Genomic DNA, 12,655 nt, shown 5'->3' on the forward strand with positions numbered 1-12,655 from the left:
GCAGCGTCTAGCTTCATAGCGTGATCCCTACGCTGAAATGCAGCCGCCACTTCCCCGTTTCCTGCGCGCGCGCCACGTCGGCCCGCAGCGGCCCTACGGGGCTGCGCCAGCGCACGCCGGCGCCCAGGCCCACGACGGGTCGGTAGTCCTGCCAGCGCGAGGCGGCGTTGCCGGCGTCCACGAACAGCGCGCCCCACAGGCTTGGCATGCTGCTCAGCAGCGGGTGGGCGATCTCCAGGCTGCCGGTGGCCAGCACGCGGCCGCCGACGGTCAACCCGGCCTTCTGCGGCCCCAGGCTGTGATAGCTGTAGCCCCGCACCGATTCGTCGCCGCCGGCGAGGAACAGCAGCTTCTCCGGCACGCCGACCGACTCTCGCGCGACGACCTGGGCCGCCTCCAGCCGTGCGGAGCCGAACCAGCCGCCGAACGGCTTGTAGGCGCCCAGCTTGAGCTGCATGCGGCCGAAGGGCCCGCTGACGTCGCTGCCGCCGCCGCGCACCTGGCCCACGCCCAGCAGCAGCAGGCCCTGGTGGCCATCGGTCGGCAGCAGCGCGCTGTCCAGCCGGCGGCGCGTCCACTGCTGGTTGATGGACACCGCCAGGTTGGTGTTGACCTCGCTGCCGGCTGTCTCGCGGGCGCGCAGCAGTTCCACATAGCTGAGCCGGTCGTCCTTCGGGGACTCGTAGATGCGGCCCAGCCGCAGGCCCAGGTTGGTGGCGATGGTGTCGCCGCTGCGGTCCTGCTCAAACGTCAGCGAGCCGATGTTGCGCTTCAGGTCGGGCTGCGGGTGGGAGCTGAGCTCCAGCTCCATGCCGCGCAGGTCGCGGCTCAGCTGCACCTTGGAGCGTGCGCGCATCGCGAGGCCGAAGGGCTGGCGATGCAGGTGCTCCACGCTGACGCTTTGCCCGCTGTTGGCGTGGTAGCCCACGGCGATGGTGGACTGCTGCAGCGACGATTCGGTGAGCGTGGCCAGCACGGGGCTGGTGCCGTCGGCCTCCACGACCTCGGACTGCAGTTGCACCCGTACCGCGTCGAACAGCTGGGTCTTGGCCAGGCGCTCTTGGAAGTCGGCGAGTTGCTGCTCGGTGTAGGGGTCGCCCGTGCTGAAGCCCGTCAGGCGCTCGACGCTCTGCCGTGTCTGGTGTTTGAGGCCCTCGATGCGCAAGGCGCCGAACCGGGCGCGGTTGCCGCTGGCCATGACGAGATGCAGCTCGACGCTCTGCGTCTCGGGGTCGACACGCGCGGCCGTCTCGGCCCAGCGGGCCAGCGGGTAGCCACCGGCGCGTGCGCGCAGCAGCAGGTCGTTCTTGCCGGCCGACCATTGCGACTGCGTGAAGCCGCTGCCGTCCTTGAGCGGCCAGGCACTGCGCAGGCTGTCGCGCAAGGCCTGCACGTCGTCGCTGGCGATGGCGTCGGTGAACTCGATCTCGACCTTGCCGATGCGGGCCTGCGGGCCCGGCTTGACGACGAGACGCACGCGGGTCTCGTCGCCGGCCTCGCGCTGCACGTCGGCCTGGGCGTTGAAATAGCCTTCGGTCTCCAGCAGGGCCTGTGCCTGGGCGGGCGCGGCGGCGGCCAGCCGCGCCAGTTCCACGCGGCTCAGTGCGGCCTCGCTGGCGCGGTAGCGGGCGATGTCGAGGTGCTGTTGCAGCAGCTCGCGCAGCTTGCCGTCGGCGGCACCGTCGACCTGGATGTCCAGCCGGTAGACGGCCGGTGCGTCGGCCGGGATGTCGGGCGCAGGGGCGGCCGCAGGCTCGGGCTCACGGGGCTTGGTCGCGCAGCCGCTCAGTGCCGCGCCGAGCAGCAGTGCGACCAGCGCGGCCGCGCCGGGCCGACTGTCGCCCGCCGTTCGGGCGCGGCCCGCACGCAAGGTCCCCCGGATGCCCGATGTCATTTGCTCAGCAGCCGCATCGCGCCTTCGAGGCCGGAGAGGGTCAGCGGGAACATGCGTTGCTGCATCAGCTGCTGAATCAGCGCGATGCTCTGCCGGTATTGCCAGACGCCTTGCGGCTCGGGGTTGATCCATGCGTAACGGGGAAAAGCGTGCGTGAGGCGCTGCAGCCATTCGGCGCCGGCCTCGTCGTTGTTGTATTCGACACTGCCGCCAACCTGCAGGATCTCGTAGGGGCTCATCGTGGCGTCGCCGACGAAGATGAGCTTGTAGTCGCGGTTGTACTTGCGGATCAGGTCCCAGGTGCTCAGCTTCTCGGCAAAGCGGCGGCGGTTGTTCTTCCAGACGAAGTCGTAGACGCAGTTGTGGAAGTAATAGAACTCCAGGTGCTTGAACTCGCTCTTGCAGGCCGAGAACAGCTCCTCCACGCGATGGATGTGTTCGTCCATCGTGCCGCCCACGTCCATCAGCAGCAGCACCTTGACCTTGTTGTGGCGCTCGGGCTGCATGCGGATGTCCAGCATGCCGGCGTTGGCGGCGGTGCCGTGGATGGTGCCGTCGAGGTCCAGCTCCAGCTCGGAGCCCTCGCGTGCGAAGCGGCGCAGCCGGCGCAGCGCGACCTTGATGTTGCGCGTGCCGAGTTCCAGTGTGTCGTCGTAGTCGCGGTAGGCGCGCTGCTCCCAGACCTTGACGGCACTCTTGTTGCCCCCCTTGCCGCCGATGCGCACGCCCTGCGGGTTGTAGCCCGAGTTGCCGAACGGGCTGGTGCCGCCCGTGCCGATCCAGCGGTTTCCGCCTTCGTGGCGCTCTTTCTGTTCCTCGAAGCGTTCTTTGAGCGTGCGCATCAGCTCGTCCCAGCCCATCTTCTCGATGACGGCCTTTTGCTCCGGTGTCAGCTCGAGCTGCAGGTTTTGCTTGAGCCACTCCAGCGGCACGTCGGCCGTGAAGTCGGTCAGCAGCTCCACACCCTTGAAGTAGGCCGAGAAGGCGCGGTCGAACTTGTCGTACTGCGTCTCGTCCTTGACGAGGGTGGCGCGGGCGAGGTGATAGAAGTCGTCGATGGAGGCGACGCCGCCTTCCTCGGCCGGGGCGATGACACCCGCCCGCAAGGCCTCCAGCAGCGTCAGGTACTCCGGCACCGTGACCTTGAGTTTGGCGGCACGCAGCGTGTAGAAAAACTGGATCAACATCAGGCGCTCGGGGCGTGCGGCGGGTTGCGGACGATTATGCAGCGCACCACTTCGCCCTCGGGGCCGGCGGCAGAAGCTAGGGAGCGCGGCCCGGCGCGAACAGTTCGCCGAAGAAGTCCCCCGGCAACCAGCGTGCCCGCTGTGGGGCGCGGGTGATGTCCAGCAGCAGCGCGTGATGCAGCTGCGCGAAGCGCTGCACCGCCGGCCAGCGGAAGGGCTGGCCGAGGTCGTCGCCCGGCTGGTGGTAGCGCAGCCGGCGGAAGTCGCGCATCAGCGCGGCGCCATCGTCGCGGCGATCGAACGAGGCCGCGCCGGGGCCGACGATGACGGCCGGAATGCCGCGGCGCACGAAGCTGTATTGGTCGGAGCGGGTGAAGCGGCTCTGCGCGGGCTCGGGGTCCGGCGCCGTGCTCAGCCCCAGCCGACGAGCCACGCGCGCCACGGTCGCGCCGAGGGTCGAATGCGGGCCGCCCAGCGCGACGACTTCGCTGAAGTCGTGCAGCAGGATGGGCATGTCGACGTTGACGGCGGCGGTCAGCGCCGCCGCGGACACCGGCGGGTGGCTGGCGAAGTAGGACGAGCCGATCAGCCCTTTCTCCTCGCCCGTCAATGCGACGAACAGCACCGAGCGGTCCGGCGCCGGCCCCTGGGCCAGCAACCGGGCGGTTTCCAGCAGCGTGGCGATGCCCATGGCGTTGTCCATGGCGCCGGGGTAGATGACGTCGCCCTGCGGGCCGGGCTTGCGGCCGACGTGGTCGAGGTGGGCGGTCATGACGACGAACTCGTGCCGGCGCTGTGGGTGGCGGCCCTCGAGCAGGCCGACGAGATTGGCGCTGCGCGCCAGGCCGTGCACGGTGCCGTAGACGAGCTTGGCCGTGAGGCCGAGGTCGCCACGCGGCACGGCGCGGCCGGCCTCGGCGTCGGTGACCAGCTGTAGATAGTCCGCCGTGAGCGCCGCCACGAGCCTGGGCGCGGCCTGCAGGCTGACGGTGGCCGACGCGCGCAGCCGCGCCACCTCGTTGCCGCCGCCGCCCTCCGGCGTCAGCCAGTCCATGGCGACGGTATCGGCGTACTGCCGCGCCAGGTGGAAGGGCGAGGCGATCTCGCTGCGCGGCGTGGCCAGCTGAATGAGGCCGATGGCGCCGCGCTGCGCTGCCAGTTCGCCCTTGTTGCGCGCATTGCCGAAGTGCGCCCCTTCTTCCGGGGGCAGTGCCGACGGCCGGCCGGACAGCACGACGACGAGCTTGTCGCGCACGTCCAGCCCGGCGTAGTCATCCAGGCCGAAGGCGGGCGCCACGATGCCGTGGCCGGCGAAGACCAGCGGCGCGTCGATGTCGTTCTGCGCGCGGCCCAGGTCGGGGCGGATGCTGAATTCGTCCAGATAGGCCAGCGGCACGCAGCGCTCGCCCTGGCACAGCGTCAACGTGGGCGGTGTGGCGGCCAGGCGCCCGGTCTTCAGCGGCACCGGCTGGGCGTAGCTGCCGGCATGGCCGAGCGGCTTCAGGCCGATCTGCGCGAACTGGCTGGCCACGTAGGCGGCCGCCAGGTCGAAGCCGCGCGTGCCGGCTTCGCGTCCCTCCAGCAGCGGGTCGGCCAGAAAGCGCAGATGGGCCTGCAGGCGCGCCACGTCGGCCTGCGGCGTGGGGGTTCGCGTGGCCGCGCGGGCGAGGGGCGTCAGCGCGGTGCCGGCCAGCGCCAGCAGCAGAGGGCGGCGCCGCATGTTCAGCGGCCCTTGGGCAGGTGGCGGCTCAGCCAGCCGAAGAACTCGCCATACCAGAGCCGGCTGTTGCGGGGCTTGAGGATCCAGTGGTTCTCGTCCGGGAACCACACGAGCCGCGCCGGCACGCCCAGCGACTTCAGCGTGTTGTAGTAGGCCAGCCCCTGCGCGTCGGGCACGCGGTAGTCCAGCGCGCCATGGACGACCAGCGTCGGCGTGCGGAAGTGCTGCGCGAAGCTGTGCGGGCTCTGCGCCGCCACGCGCGCCGGGTCTTCCCAGTAGGCCGCGCCCAGCTCCTTGCGGTGCCAGCTGTAGGCGTCGTCGGCGTACATCGCTTGCCAGTCGTAGCAGCCGGCGTGGCACACATAGGCCTGGTAGCGGCCGGGCTTCACGTGGCCGTTCATCCAGGCCACCATGTAGCCGCCGTAGCTGCCGCCGGTGGCGACGATGCGCTGGCGGTCCACCCAGGGCTTCTTCAGCAGCCAGTCGGTGGCGGCCTCCACGTCCTGCAGTTCGTACTCGCCCCAGCGGCCGGTGATGCTGTCCAGGAACTCGTGGCCGAAGCTGGAGGAGCCGTGATAGTTCACGCACGCCACGACATAGCCTTGCGCGGTGCCGCCCGCTGTGCCCAGCGGCGAGGGGCTGGCGAACACCTGGTGGTTCCAGCGCCAGTGCCAGCTGTCGCCGAAAGCCGTGTGCGGCCCGCCATGGATGACGTGCATGACCGGCCACTTCTTCTTCGCCTTCGCGTCGAAGCCGGGGGGGTAGATCAGCCACATCTGCACGGCGTCGCCACGCGCGCCCGTGATGGTCACTTCCTCGTGCCGGCCGAAGCGGTGCGCGGCGAGCCGCTCGTCGTTCAGCGTCTCGATGCGCTGGGCCGAGCTGCCTTCCAGCACCGACAGGCGCGGCGGGAACTGCACGCTGTCGTGGTTGACGACGGTGAGCCCGCCGGCATGCGCGAACGCGCCGACATGGCCGCCCTCGAAGGCGCGCTGGGCTTGCCGGTCACCCAGCGCAAAGCGCCACAGGTGGCGTCTGCCGCGCTCCTCGGCCGCGAACAGCACGGCCTGGTCGTCCTCGGCCCATTGCAGCGGGGCGGCGACGTCGTGGTCCCAGTCGTCGCTGAACACGGCCCAGCGCCCTTGCTGGTCCAGCACGGCGAGGCGGTGCGGCTGGTTGTGCCCCAGCGCCTGGTGGCTGGCCAGGAAGGCCAGGTGCGCGCCGCTTCCGCTGTAGCGCGGTGCGGTGAAGTCCCAGTCGCCGTCCTGCAGCAGCGTCTGCACGCGGCGGGTGCGCACGTCGATCTCGGCAAGCGCGAAGCGGTTGTCCAGGCGCTTGTCGGCGGCCGGGTCGAAGGCGAAGGCGATGCGGCGGCCGTCGGGCGAGATGTCGAAGCTCTGGGCATTGGGCTCGGCACGCTCCAGTTCCCAGTCGCTGCCCTCGAACAGGTCGCGCAGCCGGCCGGTGTCGATGTCGATGACATGCAGATGCGGCACGCGGCCCGCCGGCAGGTGATGGTCCCAGTAGCGGTACAGCGCCTCGTCGGTGACGTAGGCCGTCTCCTTGCGGGCCTTGAACTCCCGCAGGGCCTCGGCCTGACCGGCGGCCTTGCGGTCCGGCCACACCCAGGACACGAAGGCGATGCGGCGCCCGTCGGGAAACCACTTGAAGGCGTCCACGCCCGTGGGGACGCGGCCGACGCGGCGCGCCTCGCCGCCGTCCGGCGCGATGACGTAGAGCTGCGGCTCCTCGTCCTTGTGGCCGCCCTGTTCGCGCCGGGCCGTGAAGGCCACCAGGTCGCCGCGCGGGCTCCATTGCGGGTTGCCGTCCTTGTCGCCGGCCTCGGTCAGGCGACGCGGCGCGCCGCCGAGCGTGGAAAACAGCCACAGGCTGGCCCGCGCCTGGTTCGTCTCCATGTCGTAGCGGGTGACCGCAGCCACCGCCTGAGCACCATCGGGGCAGAGGCTGGGGGCGCCGATGCGATCCAGGGCCCACAGTGCGTTGACGTCGAAGGGCCTGGTTGCCTTGCTCATGTTCGCGGTCTTGCCAATTGCCAGTTCAGATGTGCCTTGACCTCGGGCCATTCACCCGCGGTCAGGCTGTACATGACGGTGTCTCGCACCGTGCCGTCGCGCCGCAGCGCGTGATGACGCAGCACGCCGTCGCGTTTGGCGCCCAGCCGCTCGATGGCGCGCTGCGACGCGTGGTTGAAGTTGTCGGTGCGCCAGCCCACGAGGCGCGCCCCCAGCGACTCGAAGGCGTGCGTCAGCAGCAGCAGCTTGGCCGTCGTGTTGACCGACGTGCGCTGCACGCGCCGCGCATACCAGGTCCAGCCGATCTCGAGCCGCTCGACGGCGGGCACGATGTCGTGATAGCTGGTGGAGCCCAGCACCTCGCCCGTCGCGGCGTCCAGCACGGCGAAAGGCAGGCGGTGGCCGGCCGCCTGGCCTGCCAGTGCGGCCTCGACGTAGGCGGCGGTGTCGTCAGGCGCGGGCACGCTCGTGAAGCGCAGGTTCCACAGCTCGCCATCGGCGGCGGCGGCCTGCAGCCCCGGCACGTGCTCCGGCGCCAGCGGCACCAGCCGCACGGGGCCGGCGGCCAGTGTGACGGGCAGCACCGGCTTCATCGCCCACCCTTCAGCAGCACGCGTCGCGCCGCCCAACGGCCTGCGCCACAGCCGGCCACGATGAGCACCAAGCCCAGCAATTGCTGGGCGTTCCAGTCGGGGCTGGCGATGAAGTCGATGCCGAGCTGCCGGCCCAGCGCCCAGCCCGCCAACGCGCCGGCCACGAAACCCAGGGCGTCGGCCACACCCTCGCGCAGCGCGCGGTCGAAGTCGCCGGCCATCAGCGGTTCGTCCGCTGCATGAACACGAGCTTCTCGAACAGCGTCAGGTCCTGCTCGTTCTTCAGCAGCGCCCCCACCAGCGGCGGAATGCTGACCTTCTCGTCGGTGGCTTGCAGCGCCTGCACGGGCACGTCCTCGGCCACCAGCAGCTTGAGCCAGTCGATCAGCTCCGATGTGCTGGGCTTCTTCTTGAGGCCGGGCAGGTTGCGCACGTCGTAGAAGTTCTTCAACGCGACGGCCAGCAGGTCTTTCTTGAGCGTCGGGAAGTGCACGTTGACGATCTTCTGCATCGTCTCGGCGTCGGGGAACTTGATGTAGTGGAAGAAGCAGCGGCGCAGGAAGGCGTCCGGCAGTTCCTTCTCGTTGTTGGACGTGATGAACACCAGCGGCCGGTGCCGGGCCTTGACGAGCTGGCGCGTCTCGTAGACGTAGAACTCCATGCGGTCGATCTCGCGCAGCAGGTCGTTCGGGAACTCGATGTCGGCCTTGTCGATCTCGTCGATCAGCAGCACCACCGGCTGCTCGGCCTCGAAGGCCTGCCACAGCACGCCCTTGACGATGTAGTTCTCGATGTGGCGCACGCGTTCGCTGCCCTCGATGCCGGCGAGCTGGCTGTCGCGCAGCCGGCTGACGGCGTCGTACTCGTACAGGCCTTGCTGCGCCTTCGTCGTGCTCTTGATATGCCACTGCAGCAGTGGCATGCCGAGCGCCGAGGCGACCTCTTCGGCCAGCATGGTCTTGCCGGTTCCGGGTTCTCCCTTGATGAGCAGCGGTCGCTGCAGAGCCGCCGCCGCGTTGACCGCGAGCATCAGGTCGGCCGTGGCCACATACTGGTCTGAACCTTGAAATTTCATGGGGAAAACCGGGGCTGAAAGGGGGCTGTTTCAGTATAGGAGCCCTCCTATAATTTCCGCCGCACAAGAACCCCATACCCACCGAGACATGAAAAAACTGCTGCAGATCACGCTAGCCCTGTCCGCTGTTTTTGGTGCGCTTGCCGCTCAGGCGCAGGATGTGAAGGTGGGTGAGACCAAGGTCGCGATGTGCATCGGTTGCCATGGCATCCCGGGGTATCAGGCGAGTTTTCCCGAGGTGCACAAGGTGCCCATGATTGCGGGCCAGAACGCGAAATACATCGTCGCGGCGCTGCAGGCTTACGCCAAGGGTGATCGCAAGCACCCGACGATGCGCGGCATCGCCAGTTCGCTCAGCGACAAGGACATGGCCGATGTCGCCGCGTTCTACGAGCAGCAGGCCAAGCTGCCCGCGGCGGCCGAGAGCGTCACCGCCGCGCCGGCCGATGTTGCCGCGCTGTTGACCAAAGGCGCCTGCGTGTCCTGCCACGGCGTGAACTTCAGCAAGCCCATCGACCCCAGCTACCCCAAGCTGGCCGGTCAGCACGCCGACTACCTGACCGTTGCGCTGAAGTCGTACAAGGCCGACAAGACGGCCACCGTCGGTCGCAGCAACGCCATCATGGCCGGGCAGATCAAGCAGTTCAGCAACGCCGAGCTGAAGGTCATTGCGAGCTATATCGGCTCGCTGCCGACCGAACTGGCCACCGTGCCGCAGAGCAAGTTCCGCTGAGCCGGCGCCTGCCCTCGGAACAAGCCGCCTGCCCAGGCGGCTTTTTTGTGGCCGTGTCGCGTCGCCAGCGCGAATCGACGAGTGACATAAGCCCTGTCCTCGTGAAAAACCGCGTAGCGTGGAGCATTTCTGATGGCGCCGGCGGAGATACTGTGCGGCACACAGTCACCGTGGCAATGCTGAAGAAGATCCCGACCACCGAAGTGAGGCTGGGCATGTATCTCCAGGCGATGGAGGGGGCATGGCTTTCCCATCCGTTCTGGAAGACGAAGTTCGTGTTGACCGACCCCGCCGATCTGGCGGCGTTGAAGGCCAGCGGTGTGCCGGCGGTCTGGATCGACAACGACAAGGGCCTGGACGTGCCGGATGCGGAGCCCGCCGATGCGCAGGCGCCCGCGACCTTGCCGGCTCAGGCGGCCGAGCCGGCGCCGGCCGCAGCACCGGCGGCGCCCGTCGTCGCCGAGGCACGGGTCACGATGGAGGCCGAGCTGGACCGCGCCAGCCAGGTGCTGGGGCGGGCCAAGGTGGCGGTGAAGGCGCTGTTCGGCGAGGCGCGGCTGGGCAAGGCCATCGACAGCGAGATCTGCCTGCCCATCGTGGACGAGGTCACCTCATCGCTGGCGCGCAACCCGTCCGCCTTCCTGAGCCTCGCGCGGCTGAAGGACAAGGACGACTACACCTATCTGCATTCGGTGGCCGTCTGCGGACTGATGGTGGCGCTGGGCCGGCACATGGGCCTGCCCGACAGCGAAGTGCGCGAAGCTGGCCTGGCGGGCCTGCTGCACGACGTGGGCAAGATGCAGATGCCGCTGGAAGTGCTGAACAAGCCCGGCGCGCTGACCGACGCGGAGTTCGCCGTCATGCGCAGCCACCCGGAGCGTGGCTGGGAGATGCTGAAGGAGGGCACCAAGGTGCCGCCGATGGCGCTGGACGTCTGCCTGCATCACCACGAGAAGATCGACGGCACCGGCTACCCGCACAAGCTGGCCGGCGAGGAAATCAGCCTGTACGCGCGCATGGGCGCGGTCTGCGATGTCTACGACGCCATCACCTCCACGCGGCCCTACAAGAACGCCTGGGACCCGGCCGGCTCGCTGCAGCGCATGGCGCAGTGGAAGGGCCAGTTCGACCCCGTCATCTTCCAGGCCTTCGTGAAGAGCGTGGGCATCTACCCGACCGGCACGCTGGTGCGGCTGCAGTCAGGCCGGCTGGCGGTGGTCATCGACCAGAGCGGCGGCTCGCTGGTGGCGCCGCGCGTGAAGGTCTTCTACTCGACCAAGTCCAACATGCCCATCCCGGTGCAGCTCGTGGACCTGTCGGCGCCCGGCTCGACCGACCGCGTCATCAGCCGCGAGCCGCCCGAGGCCTGGGGCTTCAATCACTTGGAAGAACTTTGGAACCCCGGCGCAAAAAGGTCATAAGGCCGCGCTCCTAAACTGCCGATTCCTTGCAGTTGGAGATGCGCGATGAGGCGTTGGATGGTGGTGGCCCTGATGGGCGTGGCGGGGATGGCTTGCGGCGTGTCAGCGCAGACGTTGCGCTGGGCGGGGCAGGGTGATCCGCAGACGCTGGACCCGCATTCGCAGAACGAGACGCTGACGAACAACGTCAACTCGCAGGTCTACGAGCGCCTGACCAGCCGCGACGCCAAGCTGGCCATCGTGCCTGGCCTGGCCACCGAGTGGAAGCAGACCGGCCCGCTGACCTGGCGTTTCAAGCTGCGCCCCGGCGTGAAGTTCCACGACGGCACGCCGCTGACGGCGGACGACGTCGTGTTCTCGATGCAGCGGGCCAAGGAGCCGACCTCGCAGATCGCGGTCTACGCCAACCCGGTGGGCGTGCCCCGGCGCATCGACGACCTCACCGTCGAATTCCAGCTCACGGCCTTCGATCCCATCTTCCTGCAGCACATCGACCAGCTCTGGATCGTCAGCCGCAAGTGGTGCGAGACGCATGGCGTCACGCGGCCGCTGGACTTCAAGAACAAGGAAGAGAGCTTCGCGGCGACGCATGCGAACGGCACCGGCCCGTTCATGCTGGTCAGCCGCCAGGCCGGCATCAAGACCGTGCTCAAGCGCAACCCGAACTGGTGGGGCCGGTTCGAGGGCAATGTGCAGGAGGTCGTCTACACGCCTATCGCCAGTGACGCGACACGGCTGGCGGCGCTCGTCTCGGGCCAGGTTGACCTCGTCAACGACCCCGCGCCGCGCGACGTGGCGAGGCTGCGCAACACGGCGGGCGTCAAGGTCGTCGACGGGCCGGAGAATCGCCTCGTGTTCATCGGTATGGACCAGGCCCGCGACAAGCTGCTCTACGGCAAGGCACCGGGCGATCGCAACCCGTTCAAGGACGCGCGCGTTCGCCGTGCGCTCTACCAGGCCATCGACATCGAGGCGCTGAAGATCAAGCTGATGAGCGGCCAGTCGGTGCCCACCGGTGGGCTGACGCCGTCCGGCGACGCGTCGTTCGACGATCCGGCGCTGCAGACGCGGCTGCCGTACGACGTGGCCTCGGCGCGCAAGCTGCTGGCGGATGCCGGTTACGCCGATGGCTTCGAGGTGACGCTGGATTGCCCCAACAACCGCTACATCAACGACGAGGAGATCTGCACCGCGTTGGCGTCGATGTGGGCGCAGCTCAAGGTGCGCGTGCGCGTCAACGCGATGCCGCGGGCGCTCTACTTCCCGAAGCTGGAGAAGCTCGACAGCAGCCTCTTCCTGTACGGCTGGGGCGGCAACATCACCGATGCCGAAGTCATCCTGACGCCGGTGTTCCGCACCCGCGGGGCCAAGGGCGTGGGCGACTTCAACTACGGCAACTTCCGCAACGACAAGGCCGACGCCTTGGCCGCGCAGAGCAGCGTCGAGCAAGACGCCAAGAAGCGCGAGCAACTCATCCGCGGTGCGTTGGCCGAGTTGCGCGAGCAGGTCAACGTGATCCCGCTGCACCGCCAGCTCATCCCCTGGGCAGCGCGCGCCGATGTCACGCCGGTGCACCGTGCTGACAACTTCGTCGAGCTGTCGTGGATCCGGGTTGGCCGCTGACGCTGGCCGACTGATTCACCCGTGGCAGGTGCGGCTGGCTGCGGTCACAAAGCAGGGGCTCAAGAGGGCAGGGTGAAGCCCTTGCCCTTGAAGCTGTGGGTCGGCGAGTGCGGCGTGCAACTGCAGCCGCTCGTTGACGCGCTGACCGCCGAGCTGCGGCGCCAGCCGGTGTTGCACGCTGACGAGACGCCGGTTGCGATGCTCAAGCCCGCCGGTTAGCGCGACGGCAAGACCCATCGGGCCTACCTCTGGAGCTACTGCAGCACGCAGTCCAGCTCGCTGCAGGCGGTCGTCTTCGACTTCGCCGACAGCCGTGGCGGCCAGCACGCCCGTGACTTCCTCGGGTTGCCCGGAACGCCGGGAAAGCCGGCATGGC

10 protein-coding genes and 1 pseudogene are annotated in these 12,655 nt (G+C 68.9%); 4 read left to right on the top strand and 7 right to left on the bottom strand.

Features of this window, described 5'->3' with window-relative positions:
* Positions 1-13: 13 nt before the first annotated feature.
* From ACG00X_RS21700 to ACG00X_RS21730, 7 genes are all read right to left on the bottom strand, one after another.
* The gene (locus tag ACG00X_RS21700; protein WP_394491472.1) at positions 14-1,894 is read right to left on the bottom strand and encodes an autotransporter assembly complex protein TamA; all 1,881 of its coding nucleotides are present in this window, start codon (positions 1,892-1,894) and stop codon (positions 14-16) included.
* Positions 1,891-3,081: a vWA domain-containing protein gene (locus ACG00X_RS21705; RefSeq protein ID WP_394491474.1), complete on the bottom strand. Its 1,191-nt coding sequence runs from the start codon at positions 3,079-3,081 to the stop codon at positions 1,891-1,893. The genes ACG00X_RS21700 and ACG00X_RS21705 overlap by 4 nt, the downstream gene beginning before the upstream one ends.
* Positions 3,082-3,157: 76 nt before the next feature.
* The gene (locus ACG00X_RS21710) at positions 3,158-4,801 is read right to left on the bottom strand and encodes a M28 family metallopeptidase (protein WP_394491476.1); all 1,644 of its coding nucleotides are present in this window, start codon (positions 4,799-4,801) and stop codon (positions 3,158-3,160) included.
* 2 nt (positions 4,802-4,803) lie between these two features.
* Entirely contained in the window at positions 4,804-6,834 is a 2,031-nt protein-coding gene (locus ACG00X_RS21715; protein WP_394491479.1) for a S9 family peptidase, read from the bottom strand.
* Complete coding sequence (locus ACG00X_RS21720; RefSeq protein ID WP_394491481.1) at positions 6,831-7,427, bottom strand: GNAT family N-acetyltransferase; 597 nt, start codon at positions 7,425-7,427, stop codon at positions 6,831-6,833. Before ACG00X_RS21720 ends, ACG00X_RS21715 begins: the two co-directional genes overlap by 4 nt.
* Complete coding sequence (locus ACG00X_RS21725; protein ID WP_394491483.1) at positions 7,424-7,648, bottom strand: hypothetical protein; 225 nt, start codon at positions 7,646-7,648, stop codon at positions 7,424-7,426. Before ACG00X_RS21725 ends, ACG00X_RS21720 begins: the two co-directional genes overlap by 4 nt.
* Entirely contained in the window at positions 7,648-8,502 is an 855-nt protein-coding gene (locus ACG00X_RS21730) for an AAA family ATPase (protein WP_394491485.1), read from the bottom strand. Before ACG00X_RS21730 ends, ACG00X_RS21725 begins: the two co-directional genes overlap by 1 nt.
* An 88-nt stretch (positions 8,503-8,590) precedes the next feature.
* Between ACG00X_RS21730 and ACG00X_RS21735 the strand changes: the two genes are divergently transcribed.
* The 4 genes and pseudogenes from ACG00X_RS21735 to ACG00X_RS21750 form a co-directional block, all read left to right on the top strand.
* Complete coding sequence (locus ACG00X_RS21735) at positions 8,591-9,235, top strand: c-type cytochrome (RefSeq protein ID WP_394491486.1); 645 nt, start codon at positions 8,591-8,593, stop codon at positions 9,233-9,235.
* A 176-nt stretch (positions 9,236-9,411) separates the two neighbouring features.
* The gene (locus ACG00X_RS21740; protein WP_394491488.1) at positions 9,412-10,656 is read left to right on the top strand and encodes a cyclic di-GMP phosphodiesterase; all 1,245 of its coding nucleotides are present in this window, start codon (positions 9,412-9,414) and stop codon (positions 10,654-10,656) included.
* 45 nt (positions 10,657-10,701) lie between these two features.
* Positions 10,702-12,279 carry an ABC transporter substrate-binding protein gene (locus ACG00X_RS21745; protein ID WP_394491490.1) on the top strand — a complete coding sequence of 526 codons (1,578 nt, stop codon included), beginning with the start codon at positions 10,702-10,704 and terminating at the stop codon, positions 12,277-12,279.
* A 21-nt stretch (positions 12,280-12,300) separates the two neighbouring features.
* Positions 12,301-12,655 (top strand): annotated as a pseudogene (locus tag ACG00X_RS21750) (IS66 family transposase); the annotation flags it as partial.

It is taken from the genome of Pelomonas nitida (assembly GCF_043555975.1).
Taxonomy (GTDB): domain Bacteria; phylum Pseudomonadota; class Gammaproteobacteria; order Burkholderiales; family Burkholderiaceae_C; genus Pelomonas; species Pelomonas nitida.